This window comes from Saccharopolyspora gregorii (genome assembly GCF_024734405.1).
In the GTDB taxonomy this organism is placed as follows: Bacteria; Actinomycetota; Actinomycetes; order Mycobacteriales; family Pseudonocardiaceae; genus Saccharopolyspora_C; species Saccharopolyspora_C gregorii.
The window spans coordinates 1,159,497-1,176,047 of the sequence record NZ_CP059556.1 but is presented as its reverse complement, the minus strand read 5'-3'; the positions used below and the strand labels follow the sequence as shown (position 1 = coordinate 1,176,047).

At 72.9% G+C, this 16,551-nt stretch carries 16 protein-coding genes; 7 read left to right on the top strand and 9 right to left on the bottom strand.

Features of this window, described 5'->3' with window-relative positions; genetic code table 11:
• Positions 1-75: 75 nt before the first annotated feature.
• Positions 76-1,263, bottom strand: a complete 1,188-nt coding sequence (locus H1226_RS05060; protein WP_258347535.1) for an acetyl-CoA C-acetyltransferase — start codon at positions 1,261-1,263, stop codon at positions 76-78.
• A gap of 222 nt (positions 1,264-1,485) precedes the next feature.
• Positions 1,486-2,427 (bottom strand): hypothetical protein, encoded by a 942-nt coding sequence (locus H1226_RS05055; protein ID WP_258347533.1) that lies wholly within the window; start codon positions 2,425-2,427, stop codon positions 1,486-1,488.
• Between the two features lie 122 nt (positions 2,428-2,549).
• Between H1226_RS05055 and mce the strand changes: the two genes are divergently transcribed.
• Complete coding sequence (gene mce, locus H1226_RS05050) at positions 2,550-2,990, top strand: methylmalonyl-CoA epimerase (RefSeq protein ID WP_258347531.1); 441 nt, start codon at positions 2,550-2,552, stop codon at positions 2,988-2,990.
• 3 nt (positions 2,991-2,993) lie between these two features.
• Here mce and H1226_RS05045 read toward each other — a convergent pair whose 3' ends face one another.
• Both H1226_RS05045 and H1226_RS05040 read right to left on the bottom strand, forming a co-directional pair.
• A complete protein-coding gene (locus tag H1226_RS05045) occupies positions 2,994-3,587 on the bottom strand; it encodes a TetR/AcrR family transcriptional regulator (protein WP_258347530.1) in 594 nt (197 codons plus the stop codon).
• A 74-nt stretch (positions 3,588-3,661) separates the two neighbouring features.
• Entirely contained in the window at positions 3,662-4,051 is a 390-nt protein-coding gene (locus H1226_RS05040) for an SPW repeat protein (RefSeq protein WP_258347528.1), read from the bottom strand.
• Between the two features lie 183 nt (positions 4,052-4,234).
• Here H1226_RS05040 and H1226_RS05035 point away from each other — a divergent pair, with 183 nt between their 5' ends.
• Positions 4,235-5,866 (top strand): coiled-coil domain-containing protein, encoded by a 1,632-nt coding sequence (locus H1226_RS05035; protein ID WP_258347526.1) that lies wholly within the window; start codon positions 4,235-4,237, stop codon positions 5,864-5,866.
• Positions 5,867-6,081: 215 nt separating this feature from the next.
• Here H1226_RS05035 and prmC read toward each other — a convergent pair whose 3' ends face one another.
• The 3 genes from prmC to rpmE form a co-directional block, all read right to left on the bottom strand.
• Positions 6,082-6,957 (bottom strand): peptide chain release factor N(5)-glutamine methyltransferase, encoded by an 876-nt coding sequence (gene prmC, locus H1226_RS05030; RefSeq protein ID WP_224960396.1) that lies wholly within the window; start codon positions 6,955-6,957, stop codon positions 6,082-6,084.
• A 137-nt stretch (positions 6,958-7,094) separates the two neighbouring features.
• Entirely contained in the window at positions 7,095-8,168 is a 1,074-nt protein-coding gene (gene prfA, locus H1226_RS05025) for a peptide chain release factor 1 (RefSeq protein WP_224960395.1), read from the bottom strand.
• 125 nt (positions 8,169-8,293) lie between these two features.
• On the bottom strand, positions 8,294-8,518 hold the full coding sequence (gene rpmE / locus H1226_RS05020) for a 50S ribosomal protein L31 (RefSeq protein WP_224960393.1): 225 nt from the start codon (positions 8,516-8,518) through the stop codon (positions 8,294-8,296).
• A 237-nt stretch (positions 8,519-8,755) separates the two neighbouring features.
• On the opposite strand from rpmE, the gene H1226_RS05015 reads away from it, so the two are divergent.
• Complete coding sequence (locus tag H1226_RS05015; protein WP_258347523.1) at positions 8,756-9,139, top strand: hypothetical protein; 384 nt, start codon at positions 8,756-8,758, stop codon at positions 9,137-9,139.
• 155 nt (positions 9,140-9,294) lie between these two features.
• Here H1226_RS05015 and H1226_RS05010 read toward each other — a convergent pair whose 3' ends face one another.
• Both H1226_RS05010 and H1226_RS05005 read right to left on the bottom strand, forming a co-directional pair.
• The gene (locus tag H1226_RS05010) at positions 9,295-9,984 is read right to left on the bottom strand and encodes a DUF305 domain-containing protein (RefSeq protein WP_258347521.1); all 690 of its coding nucleotides are present in this window, start codon (positions 9,982-9,984) and stop codon (positions 9,295-9,297) included.
• A gap of 4 nt (positions 9,985-9,988) precedes the next feature.
• Complete coding sequence (locus tag H1226_RS05005; RefSeq protein WP_224960387.1) at positions 9,989-10,789, bottom strand: DUF3105 domain-containing protein; 801 nt, start codon at positions 10,787-10,789, stop codon at positions 9,989-9,991.
• Positions 10,790-10,998: 209 nt separating this feature from the next.
• Between H1226_RS05005 and argS the strand changes: the two genes are divergently transcribed.
• The 4 genes from argS (at position 10,999) to thrC (ending at position 16,551) form a co-directional block, all read left to right on the top strand.
• Positions 10,999-12,660 carry an arginine--tRNA ligase gene (gene argS, locus H1226_RS05000; protein ID WP_225043604.1) on the top strand — a complete coding sequence of 554 codons (1,662 nt, stop codon included), beginning with the start codon at positions 10,999-11,001 and terminating at the stop codon, positions 12,658-12,660.
• Positions 12,661-12,745: 85 nt separating this feature from the next.
• Positions 12,746-14,164, top strand: a complete 1,419-nt coding sequence (gene lysA / locus H1226_RS04995; protein ID WP_258347517.1) for a diaminopimelate decarboxylase — start codon at positions 12,746-12,748, stop codon at positions 14,162-14,164.
• Positions 14,165-15,469 carry a homoserine dehydrogenase gene (locus H1226_RS04990; RefSeq protein ID WP_224960381.1) on the top strand — a complete coding sequence of 435 codons (1,305 nt, stop codon included), beginning with the start codon at positions 14,165-14,167 and terminating at the stop codon, positions 15,467-15,469.
• Positions 15,466-16,551 (top strand): threonine synthase, encoded by a 1,086-nt coding sequence (thrC, locus tag H1226_RS04985; RefSeq protein WP_224960379.1) that lies wholly within the window; start codon positions 15,466-15,468, stop codon positions 16,549-16,551. The genes H1226_RS04990 and thrC overlap by 4 nt, the downstream gene beginning before the upstream one ends.

The following is a 16,551-nucleotide window of genomic DNA, read 5'->3' as shown; positions in this document are numbered from 1 at the left end:
GATCACGGTCGGTGGCGCGAAACCAGGGCGGCATCAGGGTGATTTCCGGGCTCCCCCGATGCCGCCCGTGCCGGGTCAGGCGGCGGGGACGCGGAGGATCAGCGCGTCGCCCTGACCGCCGCCGCCGCAGAGCGCGGCCGCGCCGGTGCCGCCGCCGCGGCGCCGCAGTTCCAGCGCCAGGTGCAGCGCGATGCGGGCACCGGACATGCCGAGCGGGTGACCGAGGGCGATGGCGCCGCCGTTGACGTTGACGACGTCCGGGGAGAGCCCGAGCGCGCGGGTGGAGACGATGCCGACGGCGGCGAACGCCTCGTTGATCTCCACCAGGTCGAGGTCGGCGACGTCCACGCCGCCCTTGGCGCAGGCCGCCTTGATCGCGTTCGACGGTTGTTCGTGCAGGCTGGCGTCGGGGCCGGCGACGACGCCGTGCGCGCCGATCTCGGCGAGCCAGGTCAGGCCGAGCTCCTCGGCCTTCGCCCTGCTCATGACGATGACGGCGGCGGCGCCGTCGGAGATCTGCGAGGCCGATCCGGGGGTGATGGTGCCGTCGGGGGCGAACGCCGGGCGGAGCTTGCCGAGCGATTCGGCGGTGGTGTCCGGGCGGATGCCCTCGTCGGCGTCGACGACGACCGGGTCGCCCTTGCGCCGCGGCACCTCGACGGGGGTGATCTCCTCGGCGAACGCGCCGCGTTCCGCGGCGGCTCCGGCGCGCTGGTGCGAGCGGGCGGCGAACTCGTCCTGCTCGGGCCGGGTGAGGCCGTGCCGGGAGTTGTGCTTCTCCGTGGAGGCCCCCATCGCGATGTCGTCGAAGGCGCAGGTCAGGCCGTCGAACGCCATGTGGTCGACGAGCTGCGCGTCGCCGAACTTGGTGCCTTCGCGGGAGCCCGCGAGCAGGTGCGGGGCCTGCGTCATCGATTCCTGGCCGCCGGCGACGACGACGTCGAACTCGCCGGCGCGGATGAGCTGGTCGGCGAGGGCGATGGCGTCGAGCCCGGACAGGCACACCTTGTTGATGGTCAGCGCGGGCACGTCCATCGGGATCCCGGCGTGCACGGCGGCTTGCCGGGCGGGGATCTGGCCGGCGCCGGCGGTCAGCACCTGCCCCATGATCGTGTACTGCACCTGGTCGGGGGCGACGCCGGCGCGTTCGAGGGCGGCTTTGATGGCCACGCCGCCGAGCTGCGCGCCCGAGAAGTCCTTCAACGAGCCCAGCAGGCGGCCCATCGGGGTGCGCGCCCCGGCAACGATCACAGATGTGCTCACAGTGGCCTCCCGGCCCTCTCGTCGACTACCGCTGCGCACCGCTCGGGCGCGCTCTCCATCATGCGCTCGACCCGCCCACGTCCACGCGTGGCACGCAGTGCCATCTGGGCACTCTCGCACAGGAACACCGTCGGCAGGAAGGTTCCCTTCCCGTCACGGCGCCTGCGAGGAAGGGAACCTTCCTGCCACCGGTGACCGGAAGGTTCCCTTCCTCGCAGTCCGTCAGCAGGCGCCGCGGGACGCGGTGAGGTCGCACAACCCCGCCCCCGCCGACCAGCTCAACGACTCCCGGGCGTCGGAGCCGAGCGCCCTGGACGCGGACACGTCGCCGCGCGCCCCGGTGTCGGCGGCGAGCCAGTAGCGCACCTCGTGGCCGCCGCGGGTGAGCACGTAGAACGGGTCGGGCACCGGCGCGGGCCCGTAGCCGGGGACCCGCCACGCCTCGTCCCCCTGCGCCGCGGCCGGGTCGACGAAGGCGCAGTCGTGGACGGCGCCCGCGTAGCGGCACCGCCGAGGTGCGGCCCCGCCGTGAACGCCGACGGTGGTGTCCTCGACGACGCCCTCGGCGAGGAGCCGCTGGTACACGTCCTCGCAGGCACCTTCGTCGCAGGCGTACCAGGAGCTCCAGGCGACGGCGCGCGCCGCGGCCGGGGAGGAGCCGTCGCCCAGTTCGGCGCAGTACTTCCGCACCACGTGCGCTGCGACGGTGCGCGCGGCCGCGGCGGTGTCGATGGCGGCCGCCGCGGTCGCGGCCGCGCCGAGCCCGGCGGAGTCGAGCTGCCAGGCCCCGACGCCGGGGCTGAAGAAGATCCCCGGTGAACTCCGCCCCGGGTCGGCGAGCGCGGTCCCGTCGTCGTACCGGGAGAGCGTCATGGGCGCCGGTGCGCCGCCGGAGGCCGCGACCTCCGGCCAGGTGGGTGCGAGGACCAGGCGGGCGGCGGTGTCCACCTCCACCGCGCAGTCCGCCCCCGCCGCGGCGTCGGCGGCCGCGGCGCGCACCGCCGCGTGCGGTTCGGCCCCGAACTCCAGCGGCCCCGCGTCGACCCAGGCGCGTTCGTGCTTGAGCCGGACCTCGTCGGGTACGCCCGCGGAGATCGACGGGAGGCCGATCGCGAGCACCGCGGTGGCCACCGCGATCAGCCGGGTTCGTCGTCCGGAGACCATGTCCCACCCTCCACGTAGACGGCGCGGCGCCCGGGCGCGCACCGCGGCGGCACCCGGGCCGAGGCCTTTCCTGCCACATCTCGCACCCCCGCGCAGGATTCGCGGCGCGTTAGGCTCCCGCCATGCAGAGCGAACTGAGCGGGTTGGTCACCACCGTCGACCACGTCGGCATCGCGGTCACCGATCTCGACGCCGCGATCGAGTTCCAGCGCGCCACGTTCGGCCTGGAGGTCGCCCACACCGAGGTCAACGAGGAGCAGGGGGTGCGGGAGGCGATGCTGCGCGCGCCGGGCGACGCCGCCGGGGCCACCCAGCTGCAGGTGATCGCGCCGCTGCGCTCCGACTCGGCGATCGCGAAGTTCCTGGACCGCAACGGGCCGGGCCTGCAGCAGCTCGCGTACCGGGTCACCGACGTGGACGCGGCGAGCGAGGCCCTGCGCGCCAAGGGCCTGCGGCTGCTCTACGACGCGCCGCGGCGGGGCACCGCGGGCAGCCGCATCAACTTCGTGCACCCGAAGGACGCGGGCGGGGTGCTGGTGGAGCTCGTCGAACCCGCGTCCTGACCGTCAGCGCGGGCCGAGCCCGCGGGCGATGAACTCGATCTCGCGGTCGGCGGACTCGTCGTGCTCGGCGCGCCCGGCGACCGCGTGCCGGTGGTCGATCACCCTGGCCAGCAGGACGGCGGCGGTGTCCACGTCGGCGTGCGCCGGAGCGGGTGCCGCGGCGGTGACGACCTCGCGGACCTGGGCCACGACGGCCCGGAAGCGTTCGCGCAGCGCGCGCCGGACCGCGCTGTGCGTGTCGGCCTCCCGCCACAGCAGGTGGTGCAGCGGCAGCGTCGCCTCGAACCGCCGGTCCAGCTCGGCGACCAGGCGGCGCAGCGTGCCCGCCACGTCGCCCGGCACCACGATCCGCCGGACGTCCACGCGCTCCGCGGGCAGCCGGTCCACGAGCGCCACCAGCAGGTCCGGTTTGCGGCGGAAGTAGTAGTGGATCAGGCCCTTCGGCACGCCGGCCCGCTCGGCGATCCGCGACGTGGGGGTGGCGGCGAACCCGGACTCGGCGAACAACTCCCCCGCCGCCGACAGGATCCGCTCCCGCGCCGACGCCGCCGGCGCGCGACGTCGGCGACTCGGCTTCCCGTCGGTGAACTCGCGCACAGCGCCTCTTCCCGTCAGCGGGCCGCACCGACCGACCGCGCGGAACTCCGCGGCCGGAGCGCGCGACCGACCGGTCAGTGCTGACCGGCCACGCCCCTGCCGTGCGCCACGGTCGCCTGCGGCAGCGCCGCCGCGCCGACGAGGACGGCCAGCACCCCCGCCACCCAGGAAGTCCACGCGGCCCCGGTCAACGCCGCATAGCCCAGCACCCACGGCGCGATGAACAGCAGCACCCCCAGCAGCATGTGGGCGTACTCGCTGGTCATCGACCTGGGCAGCGCCAGCGACCACACGGCGGCGATCACCAGCAGCCCGCCGAGCACGACCATCGCCGACAGCGCACCGCCGTTGGTGCGCGTCCACATCGTCGCGAGCACGACGTACACCCCGATCACCAGCGCCGCCCAGTCCTGCCACCGCGTCCAAGGCCGGACCTGCGACGGTTCGTTCGCCCTGGTCGCCATGTCGATCACCTCCAGCAGCCCGCCCGACGCACCCCACCGTTCGCGTTGACCGGCCGGCCGAACAAGGGACTTCCGGCCCGAGACCGCGCGCTCAGCCCCGGTCCGGTGGTTCCGCGGCGCGATTCTCCGGTCATCCCGCCCACACCTCCCACAACGCGGTTGCCTTCCAGGTAGCGTTGAACCATGGGCCTCGCCGACGATCGTGATCTTCTCCCGCTGGGATCGGGCTTCGACCTCGTTCGCAAGAACGGATACGACCGCGCCCAGGTCGACGAGCATCTCGAACGGGTCGACGCGGATCTGCGCATCATCACCTCCGACCGCGACGCGGCCGTGTCGCAGGCGCGCGATCTGTCGAAGCAGCTCGAATCGTCGCGCTCGGAGATCGAGAACCTCCGCGGTCAGGTGGAGCGGCTGTCCAAGCCGCCGACCACGCTGGAAGGGCTCAGCGAACGGCTGCAGCGGATGCTGCGCCTCGCGCAGGACGAGGCCAACGACATCCGCGCCCGCGCCGAGAAGGACGCCGCCGAGACCCGCGCTCGTTCCGAGGCCGAAGCGGGCGCGCTGCGCATTCGCTACGAGAAGCTCATCGCCGAGGTCGACACCCGGCGCTCCGAGATGGAGCAGGAGCACCGGTCGACGCTGGAGAAGGCCAAAGCCGAAGCCGAGCGGATCACCACCGAGGCGGAGGAGAACCGCAAGCGCGCCGACGAGGAGTCCGAGGCCCGCCGGGTGCAGGTCGAAGAGGACTTCGAGATCGCGATGGCGGCGCGGCGCACCGAGTCCATGAAGCTGCTCACCGAGCAGGAGACGACCAGCAAGGCCGACGCCCAGCGCCGCGTCCGCGAAGCCACCGAGGAAGCCAACCGCAGGCTGCGGGAAGGCACCAACGAGGCGCACCGCCGGGTCCGCGAGGCCACCGACGAGGCCACCCGGCTCACCACCGAAGCCCAGCAGGCCGCGGAGAAGCTGCACCGGGAGAGCACCGAAGCCGCCCAGCTCCTCGAACGCGAGAGCACCGCGGCCGCGGACAAGCGCGAGAAGGACAGCATCGCCGCCGCCCAGCAGCGCGAGAAGGAGAGCGTCGAGGCCGCCGAGAAGCGGGAGCTCGACAGCACCCGGGAAGCGGAACGGCTGGTCGCCGAGGCCACCGAGAAGTCCGAGCGGATGGTCCGGGAGACCACCGACGAAGCGACCCGCCTCGTCGAGGAGGGCACCCGGGAACGCGAACGCCTCATCCGGGAGGCGCGGCTCGACGCCGAGCGCAGGCTCGGCGCCACCACCGAGGAGTGCCAGCGCAGGCTCACCAAGGCCGACCAGCAGGTGCACTCGCTCACGGAGCTGCGCGACACCGTCGCGAGCAAGCTGCGGGACGCCGCGGAACTGCTCGGCCAGACCACGCCGCTGCTCGCCCGCCTCGACCAGGAGGACGAGGAGGAGGCCGCGCTGCGGGAAGCCGCCGCGGAAGCCCGCGAGCAGGCGCGCAAGTCCGCCGAAGCCGAGGTCGCCGAAGACCGCTCGCACGAACCCGCACCGCAGGCCGCCCAGCCGGGGCAGCGTCCCGCGCAGCAACCCCAGCAGCGGCCGCAGAACCAGCAGCGCAGCGGAGCCGAAGGGCCCACGGAGAAGATCCAGCGCCAGAACCTCCCCGGCGCGGCCAACCCCGGGCAGCAGCAGCGGAACCCGCACGACCCGCCGACCCGGCGGATCCAGCTGCCCATCCCCGGCGCCGCCGAACAGCAGCAGCGCCAGGGCGCCGAGCAGGGCGGCCCGAAGTCCGCACCCGCCGAGCAGGCACCGCGGCAGCACCGCTGATCGACCACCGGGCGAGTCCCGGACGCGTTCGCGAAGCCCGGCCAGGGCACGCCCCGGCCGGGCTTTTCGACGTCCGCACCCCGGTGGAGGAAGGGAACCTTCCGATCACCGGTGGCAGGAAGGTTCCCTTCCCCACCCCACCGCGCGGATCCGGGCAGCACGAAGGCCCGCTCGTCGCGGGAAGCGGAACGGCCGGCAGCGCACCGGCCGGTGACTCAGTGCTCCGGCACGGCCCGCCGCGCGGTGGCGAACCGCGGGCGCCCCGCCAGGTCCGGGTGGTCTTCGACGTCGCACAGCACCCGCCGCGCCTTGAGCAGCGCGGGCACCGAACCGCCGTGGGTGTCGTCGTGCTCGATCGCCACCCCGCCGCCGGGCCGCAGCAGCCGCGCGGCGCACCCGACGACCTGCCGCACCACGTCGAGCCCGTCACGGCCGCCGAACACGGCGCCGTGCGGGTCGTGGTCGCGCACCTCCGGCGGCACCGGCGTGCCCTCGGGCACGTACGGCGGGTTGCACAGCACCAGGTCGACGAGCCCTTCGAGCTCCATCAGCAGCGTCGGATCGCCCACGTCACCGGAGTAGAGCCGGACCGGGGTGTCGCCCGCGGCGGCCTGCTGGTCCACGTTGTGCCGCGCCCACGCCAGCGCGTGCGGGTCCAGTTCGACGGCGTGCACCTGGGCGTCGGGGCGGGCGTGCGCGGCGGCCAGCGCGAGCGCCCCGGTCCCCGTGCACAGGTCGACGATCACGGGTCGCTCCACGCCGTCGAGCACCGAGAGGCCCCAGGCGAGCAGCAGCTCCGTCTCCGGCCGGGGGACGAACACGCCCGGCCCGACGCTGAGCTCCACGCCGCCGAGGTGCGCGTTGCCGACCAGGTGCTGCAGCGGGATCCGCTCGGCGCGGCGCTGCACGAGCGCCTGCAGCGCCTCCACCACCGGCGGATCGACCAGCGGCACCATCATCAGTTTGGTGCGTTCCACGCCGAGCAGGTGCGCGGCCAGCAGTTCGGCGTCCGTCCGGGGGCTCGCCACGCCTGCCGCGGACAACCGACGTTCCGCTTCGAGGATGGCCAGGCGCAGTGGCTGTCGAGTCACGGGGGCAAGCTTAGAGCGCATGATCCGGAAGCTCGTTCAGGCGACACCCCGGAAGGCGGAGAACCTCCCCGGCACGGCGAACACGACTCGGTCGGGTCGATCCGGTACCGCGCGGCTCGGGCACGCGGCCGGTCCGCTCAGGCACTCGCGGCAAGCCGATCGGCGCGGTCCGCGGCGACCAGCGCCTCCAGCACCCCGTCCAGGTCCCCGTCGAGCACGTGGTCCAGGTTGTAGGCCTTGTAGTTGACCCGGTGGTCGGAGATGCGGTTCTCCGGGAAGTTGTAGGTGCGAACCCGTTCGGAGCGGTCCACGGTGCGCACCTGGCTGCGCCGCGTCTCGGCTGCCTCCTTCTGCGCTTCCTCCTCGGCGAGCGCCTGCAGCCGGGCGCGCAGCACCTGGATGGCGCGCAGCTTGTTCTGCAGCTGCGACTTCTCGTTCTGGCAGGACACCACGGTGCCCGTCGGCAGGTGGGTGATGCGCACCGCGGAGTCGGTGGTGTTGACGCTCTGCCCACCGGGCCCTGAGGAGCGGTACACGTCGATGCGCAGGTCCTTCTCGTCCACCTCGACCTCGACCTCTTCGGTCTCCGGGTACACCAGGACACCGGCCGCGGAGGTGTGCACCCGGCCCTGCGATTCGGTGACCGGCACCCGCTGCACCCGGTGCACGCCGCCCTCGAACTTCAGCTTCGACCACACGCCGTCCGGCCCGGTGTCGCCCGCCTTGGCCTTCACCGCGACCGTCACGTCCTTGTAGCCGCCCAGGTCGGATTCGGTGGCGTCGAGCACCTCGGCCCGCCAGCCCTGCCGCTCGGCGAAGCGCAGGTACATCCGCAGCAGGTCACCGGCGAACAGCGCCGACTCCTCGCCGCCCTCCCCGGACTTGACCTCCAGCACCACGTCGGAGGAGTCGTGCGGGTCGCGGGGCAGCAGCAGCTCGGTGAGCTTCTCCTCCAGCTCCGGCACGGATTCGGCGAGCGCATCGGCTTCGGCGGCGAACCCCTCGTCGTCGGCGGCCAGCTCGCGCGCCGTCACCAGGTCGGAGCGGGCCTGCTCCCACTCCTTCGCGACCTTCGCCACGGGGGTCAGCTCGGCGTAGCGGCGGCCGAGCTTGCGCGCGGTGGCCTGGTCGGCGTGCACGTCCGGTTCGGCCAGGCGCCGTTCCAGTTCCGCGTGCTCCGCGAGCAACTCGTCGAGCTTGGACGTTTCCACGGGAACCTTCTTCGCTGCTGGACCGGACGGGCTGGACCGGGATTCGGCTGGACGAGCGGGCAGGGCCCGGCACGACGACGGCGCCCGCCCTGCGCGGTGCGCGAGGACGGGCGCCGTCGGCTCAGCTACTTCGCGGCGTTCTTCTGCCGCCGGCCGTAGCGGGCCTCGAAGCGAGCAACCCGGCCACCGGTGTCCAGAATCTTCTGCTTGCCCGTGTAGAACGGGTGGCAGTTGGAGCAGACCTCGACCGTGATGTTGCCGGCCTTGCTGGTGCTCCGGGTGGTGAAAGTGTTCCCGCAGCCGCAGGTCACCTGGGTGGCGACGTACTCGGGGTGAATGTCCGACTTCAACGCGTGTCCTCCTGTTCGGGGCCGCCGGGTCCTCGCCGACGATCATCGCGAGGTGAACCGGAGCCGACTCGGCCTGTCATTCTGCCAGACCGAAGGCGCTGACCTGGAACGCAGTCGCCGAGCACGTTATTCCTGGCGAGCGGCTCGCCCGACCGCCCGGCGCGGGCAGGCGACCGCCCGCCGAGCGGCCGCCGCGACGCGGTGCGAACGGGCCGGTCCGCCAGCATCCTTGATCCCGTGCTGTGCCCTGCGCTGCGTGACCTCACGGTCCGGATGTGGATCCTGCTGCCGCCGCTGTTCCTCGTCGGCGCGAGCGGCGTGGCCGCGCTGGTGTCCTGGTCCTTCCAACCGGGACGGCCCGGGCTGGAGGTGTCGCCGCCGGTGCTGCTGGGGTTCGCCGCGGGGCTCGCGCTGTTCACCGGCGGGAAGGTGCGCTGGTCCCGCGACTGGCAGCGCCGCTGGCTCCGGTTCGCCTACCCGGCCGCGCTGTTCGGCTGCGCGCTCGGCGCCGACCGGGTGCTGGTGCCGCTGCTGCCGACGCTGCTGCTCGGCGGGGTGGCGCTGGTGGCGCTCGTGGTAGTCGCGTTCCGCGGTGCGGCGCGGACCTGCGAATCCCGCTGACCGCTCCCCGATCCCCGCTCCCCCAGCTTTCCCGCGCACCCGCGCACCCGCGCACCCGCGCACCCGCGCACCCGCGAGGAAGGGAACCTTCCGGTCACCGGTGGCAGGAAGGTTCCCTTCCTCGCCCGGCGACGTGCGCCGACGCTGCGAAGACCTCAGTTCGCGGGCAGCGGCGCGACCCCGCGGTCCGCCAGCATCCCGCGCATCAGCTCGCTCTCGGTGCCCTGCGAACCCAGCATGTTCGCCGCGAGCCCGCGCACCGGTTCGAGCCCGGCGTGCTCGGCGCCGTAGCGGGCCATCGGCGCCCCGCCCTCGTGGTGGCGCAGCATCAGCTGCAGGAAGTACGCGTCGAACGCGGGACCGTCGAGCCCGCGCAACCGGCCCAGCTCCGCGGTGTCGGCCATGCCGGGCATGGTGGCCGCGCCGGAGCCGGTGGCCGCGCCGTGCATCGAGTGCTGCTCCATGCCGTGCTCGTGCCCGCCGGAACCCATCCACCGCATCGGCGAGGTGCTGCCGGTCGGCTCGCCCCACAGGTTCAGCCAGCCCTGCATCCGCCCGATCTGGTCGCGCTGGTTGGTCTCGATGTCGAACGCGAGCTGGCGCACCGCGACGTCCGCCGCGTGCTCCCTGGCGAGCGTGGCCATGGTCACGGCCTGCTGGTGGTGCGTCGACATGTCCTGCGCGAACCCGATGTCGACGGCGCTCGGTGCCGGTTCGGAGTCGTGCGAGGGGGTGGCGATGAGCAGCCCGCCCGCACCGCCGAGCAGCAGCAGGGCGGCGGCCGCCACGACGGCGATGGCGATGCGCACCGGCATCGACGCGCCGGGGTTCTCCTGGGTGCTCACCGGGTCACCGACCGCCCATCTCGCCCTGCGCCTGCTGGGTGCCCTCCCCGCTCATCGGGATGGCGTCCGCGGGCGGCGGGCTCGCGTCGAACGGCGGCGGGTTCTGGGTGTCGAACGCGCCCGGGTAGGCCTGGCAGGAGCCGCCGATCTCCGGGTAGACGTTGTTCGGGTTCTCCTTGAGCGCGGTGATGAACTGGTCGATGCGCGCGTCGTCCGGGCTGTCCAGCTTCAGCTGGTGGCCCCAGGACTGCAGGGAGATCGGGGAGTCGAGGCCCGGGTACGGCGACATCATCGTGTAGGGCTTGTTCTCCACCCGGCGGGCGAGCTTCTCCTTGCCCGCCTCGTCGATCCGCGCCGGGTCGTAGGCGATCCAGATGGCGCCGTGCTCCAGCGAGTGCACCATGTTCTCGGTCCGCACCGCGTTCGGGTAGACGACGCCGGTGCAGTCGGCCCAGATCCCGTCGTGCGGGCCGCCGTAGGGAGGCGTCTTGTCGTAGGCGACGCGCTGGGCCGGGGTGACGTGCTGCTGGCCCGGGTACTCGGCGGTGACGACGCCGGGGATGCCCTTGGACGGGTCCGGGTTCTCCGGGCTCGGCTTGAACGGTGCGGCGGCGGCTTCCGCCTTGGCCTGCGCCTCCCGCGACTCGGCCTGGCCAGCGTAGCGGACGTAGGCGTAGCCGAAGACCACGACCGCGACGAGGAGCACCACTCCGACTCCGGAGATCGTCGCCCACGGGATCGAGCGCTGCTGCACCACGGAACCGCGCGCCTTGCGCATCGCCTTGCTCTGCTTACCGCTCGCCATGCTGTCCGGACCTCGTCTCGCCATCGGTCGCCAGGTGACCCGGCTCGCCAGTCTAGGGATCCCACGGCCACCGGAGGGCGTAAGTCGAACACGTCGTGGGTCACGTTCTCACACCGAGGTCACCGCCCGATCACCTACCGTGCACGCGGCGGGCCCGGCGATCGCACCCGTTCGCTGAACAGCGGCGACGCATCCTTAGACTTCTCCAGGTGACTCCCGCCGCGCTCGCTGATCTGGTCCGCAACGCCGCCGTCGACGTGCTCTCCGCACGTGACCTGGACGTTTCCGTGCTCCCGGAGACGGTGACGGTAGAGCGCCCCCGCAACCCCGAGCACGGCGACTACGCGACGAACCTGGCGATGCAGGTCGCGAAGAAGGCGGGCGTGCCGCCGCGCGACCTGGCGACCTGGCTGTCCGAGGCGCTGGCCGCGCAGGACGGCATCACCGAGGTGACCGTCGCCGGGCCGGGCTTCCTGAACCTGCGGCTGGCCACCGACGCGCAGGCCGGGATCGTGCGCGACGTCGTCACCGCCGGAGCCGGGTTCGGCCGCGGCGACCGCTACCAGGGCCTGCGGGTGAACCTGGAGTTCGTCTCGGCGAACCCGACCGGCCCGATCCACTTGGGCGGCACCCGCTGGGCCGCGGTCGGCGACGCGCTGGGCCGCACCCTGTCCGCGCAGGGCGCCGAGGTGGTGCGCGAGTACTACTTCAACGACGCGGGCGCGCAGATCGACCGCTTCGTGCTGTCGCTGCTGGCCGCCGCGAAGGGCGAGCCCGCGCCGGAGGACGGCTACGGCGGCGACTACATCGCCGACATCGCCCAGCGGGTGCTCGCCGCCGAACCGGGCGCGCTGGAGCAGCCGGAGGCCGAACGGCACGAGACGTTCCGGCGCGTCGGCGTGGGCCTCATGTTCGAGGAGATCAAGCGCAGCCTGCACGAGTTCGGCACCGACTTCGACGTCTTCTTCCACGAGGACTCGCTGCACTCCTCCGGCGCGGTGGAGACGGCCGTCGCGCAGCTGAAGGAATCCGGGCACCTGTACTTCGAGGACGGCGCCTGGTGGCTGCGCTCCACCGAGTTCGGCGACGACAAGGACCGGGTGGTGATCAAGAGCGACGGGGGCACCGCCTACATCGCCGGGGACATCGCCTACCTGCGGGACAAGCGGGGCCGCGGCTTCGACCTGTGCCTGTACATGCTCGGCGCCGACCACCACGGCTACGTGAGCAGGCTCAAGGCCGCGGCCGCCGCGTTCGACGACGACCCGAACGCGGTCGAGGTGCTGATCGGGCAGCTGGTGAACCTGGTGCGCGACGGGAAACCGGTGCGGATGAGCAAGCGCGCGGGCACCGTCGTCACCCTGGAGGACCTGGTCGAGGCGGTCGGCGTGGACGCCGCCCGCTACTCGCTGACCCGCTCCTCGGTGGACTCGGCCGTGGACATCGACCTGGACCTGATCAGCAAGCGCAGCAACGAGAACCCGGTCTACTACGTGCAGTACGCGCACGCCCGGCTGTCCTCGTTGCAGCGCAACGCCGCGTCCCTCGGCATCGACCGGGGACCGGTGCAGGAGGCGGACCTGTCGCTGCTCTCCCACGAACGCGAGGGCGACCTGATCCGCACGCTCGGCGAGTACCCGCGAGTGGTGCTCTCCGCCGCCGAACTGCGGGAACCGCACCGCATCGCGCGGTACCTGGAAGAAGTGGCCAGCGCCTACCACAAGTTCTACGACGCGTGCCGCGTGCTGCAGCCCGGTGATGACCAGGCGAACGCGCTGACGATCGCGCGCCTGCAGCTGTGCGAGGCGACCCGCCAGGTGCTGGCCAACGGTCTGGGGCTGCTCGGAGTGAGCGCTCCCGACCAGATGTGACCGACGACGTCCACGCCCGGCGTTCGGGCGGCCGCGCCGGGGAACGGCTCCCCGGCCGGCACGAATCCGCAGAGGAGCCGCGATCATGCGCGCCCATCCCGCCGGACCTCGGCACGCCGAGGTCCTGTTGCCGGGCAGCACAGCCGGGCCGGTCCCGGCGGACGAGTCCGAGCTCGACGAGTTGCACGCGGCGGTGTGGCCGCGCGGTGCGCACCGGGAGGACGACGGCGCCGTCTCCTTCGCCGGGACGGACGTGCGCGAACTCGTCCGCGAGCACGGCACCCCGCTGTTCGTCCTCGACGAGGCCGACTTCCGGTCCCGCTGCGCCGAGTACGCGACCGCGTTCGGCGATCCCGCATCCGTGCACTACGCGTCGAAGGCGTTCCTGTGCACCGAGGTGGCCCGCTGGGTCGCCGAGGAAGGCCTGAGCCTGGACGTGTGCAGCGGCGGTGAGCTCCGCGTCGCGCTGCGCGCCGAGTTCCCGCCGGAGCGCATCACCTTCCACGGCAACAACAAGTCCACCGCGGAGCTGGCGACCGCCGTGGACGCCGGCGTCGGTTCCGTCGTGCTGGACTCGTTCCACGAGATCGCCCGCCTGGACCACCTGGCCCGCGAACGCGGTGTCGTGCAGCCGGTGATGATCCGGGTCACCGTCGGTGTCGAGGCGCACACCCACGAGTTCATCGCCACCGCGCACGAGGACCAGAAGTTCGGGTTCTCGCTGGCCGCGGGCAACGCCGCCGAAGCGGCCCGCCGCGTCATCAAGGCCGACGGCCTCGACCTGGTGGGCCTGCACAGCCACATCGGTTCGCAGATCTTCGACGACGACGGTTTCGGCCTGTCCGCGCACCGGGTGGTGTCGCTGCTGGCCGAGCTGCGGGCCGAGCACGGCGCCGAAGCGCTGGCGAACCTGACCACCGTGGACCTCGGCGGCGGCCTCGGCATCGCCTACACCCCCGACGACGACCCGCTGCCGGTGCGGGAGCTGGCGACCCGGCTGCACGACGTGGTCCGCAAGGAGTGCGACCTCGCCGGGTTCGAGCCGCCCCGGGTGGCCGTCGAACCGGGCCGCGCCATCGCCGGGCCCGGCACGGTCACCGTCTACGAAGTGGGAACGATCAAGGACGTCGAGCTCGACGGCGGCGTGTCGCGCCGCTACGTGAGCGTGGACGGCGGCATGAGCGACAACATCCGGACCTCGCTCTACGACGCCGTCTACGACTGCAGGCTCGTCTCCCGATCGGCCGAAGCTCCCCCCGTGCTGTCCCGCATCGTGGGCAAGCATTGTGAGTCCGGTGACGTTGTGGTGCGAGACTGCTGGTTGCCGGAGGACATTGCTCCGGGCGACCTGCTGGCCGTCGCCGCGACGGGAGCCTACTGCTACGTGATGGCGAGCAACTACAACCGACTCCCCAAGCCGCCGGTGGTCGCCGTGCGGGACGGGCGGTCGCGACTGCTGCTGCGCAGGGAGACCGAGGACGACCTGCTCCGGCTGGAGGTGTGAGTGATCGAGGACCGTGAGCCGATCCGCGTCGCGCTGCTGGGCTGCGGCACGGTCGGCACCGAGGTACTGCGCCTGCTGCAGGGCCGCCCCGAGGAGTTCGCGGCGCGGACCGGTGCACCCGTGCAGGTCACCGGCGTCGCCGTGCGGCGGCTCCACAAGCATCCGAACGTCCCCGAGCAGCTGCTCACCACGGACGCCGCCGCGCTCGTCGACGGCGACGTGGACGTGGTGGTGGAGCTCATCGGCGGCATCGAACCGGCCCGCTCGCTGCTGCTGCGCGCGCTGCGCAGCGGCAAGTCGGTGGTGACGGGCAACAAGGCGCTGCTGGCCGAGCACGGCTCGGAGCTGTACGCCGCCGCCGACGAGTCCGGGGCGGACATCTACTTCGAGGCCGCCGTCGCCGGGGCGATCCCGCTGCTGCGCCCGCTGCGCGAATCCCTCGCCGGGGACCGCATCAACCGGGTGATGGGCATCGTCAACGGCACCACGAACTACATCCTGTCCGCGATGGACTCCACGGGCGCCGGCTACTCGGAGACCCTCGATGAGGCCGGGCGGCTGGGCTACGCGGAAGCGGATCCGACCGCCGACGTGGACGGCTTCGACGCGGCGGCGAAGGCCACCATCCTGGCGTCGCTGGCGTTCCACACCCGGGTCGCGGCCACCGACGTGCACCGCGAGGGCATCTCGGGCGTCACCCCCGGCGACATCGCGGCCGCGAAATCGCTGGACCGGGTGGTGAAGCTGCTGGCGATCTGCGAGCGCGTCGTCGCCGAGGACGGCACCGAATCGGTCTCGGCCCGCGTGCACCCGGCGATGATCCCCCGGGACCACCCGCTGGCCGGGGTCGGCGGCGCCTACAACGCGGTGTTCGTGGAGGCCGAGGCCGCCGGGAGCCTGATGTTCTACGGCCAGGGCGCCGGCGGCGAACCGACCGCCAGCGCCGTGCTCGGCGACCTCGTCGCGGTGGCGCGGAACCTGGTCGTGGCGGGCAAGGGTCCGCGCGAGTCCGCGCACGCGAACCTGCCGGTGCAGCCGATGGGCGCCACCCCCACCCGGTACCACATCAGCCTCGACGTGGACGACAAACCGGGCGTGCTGTCCCAGGTGGCGGCCACGTTCAACGACAACGATGTGAGCATCTCGGTGGTGCGCCAGGCGGGCAGGGGCGAAGAGGCCAGCCTGGTCGTGGTCACCCACACCGCCACCGATGCGGCCCTGAAATCCACAGTGGACAAGATTGCCGGGTTGGCCTCGGTGCGCGAGGTCGTCAGCGTGATGCGCGTGGAAGGTGAACCGTCGTGACTTCGAACATCCAGGGTGCGCCCGCGAGGGCCGGGTGGCCCGGCCTCATCGAGGCGTACCGGGACCGGGTGGAGATCCCCGAGGGCGCCCGCGTGGTCACCCTGCAGGAGGGCGGCACCCCGCTGGTGCCCGCGCAGCACCTCTCCGAGCTCACCGGCTGCGAGGTCCACCTCAAGGTCGAGGGCGCGAACCCGACCGGTTCCTTCAAGGACCGCGGTATGACGGTCGCCATCACGCACGCGCTCGCCGCGGGCAGCAAGGCCGTCATCTGCGCCTCCACCGGCAACACCTCCGCCTCGGCGGCGGCCTACGCCTCGCGCGCCGGGCTCACCTCCGCGGTGCTGGTGCCGCAGGGCAAGATCGCGATGGGCAAGCTGGCGCAGGCCGTGGCGCACGGCGCGAAGATCTTGCAGGTGCAGGGCAACTTCGACGACTGCCTCGAACTCGCCCGCAAGACCTCCGCCGAGCACCCGGTCACGCTGGTCAACTCGGTGAACCCGGTGCGGCTGGAAGGCCAGAAGACCGCCGCGTTCGAGATCTGCGACGTGCTCGGCTCCGCCCCCGACGTGCACTGCCTGCCGGTGGGCAACGCGGGCAACATCACCGCCTACTGGAAGGGCTACGCGGAGTACGCCGCGGACGGCGTGATCCCGTCCACCCCGCGGATGTTCGGCTTCCAGGCCGCGGGCGCCGCGCCGCTCGTGCACGGCGCGCCCGTGCTCGAACCGGAGACGATCGCCACCGCCATCCGGGTCGGCAGCCCCGCCTCCTGGCAGCACGCGGTGTCCGCGAAGGACGCCTCCGGCGGCCTGTTCGCCGCGGTCACCGACGAGCAGATCCTGCACGCCTACCGGCTGCTGTCCTCCCGGGAAGGCGTGTTCGTCGAACCCGCCTCCGCCTCCAGCGTCGCCGGGCTGCTGGCCGCGGTCGAGGACGGCCGGTTGCCGCGCGGGTCCCGCGTCGTGTGCACCGTCACCGGGCACGGCCTCAAGGACCCGGACACGGCGCTGTCCGGCATGGTCGAGGTCGAGCCGCTGCCGGTGGACCCGCGAGCCGTGGCCACCGCGCTGGAACTGGTGTGA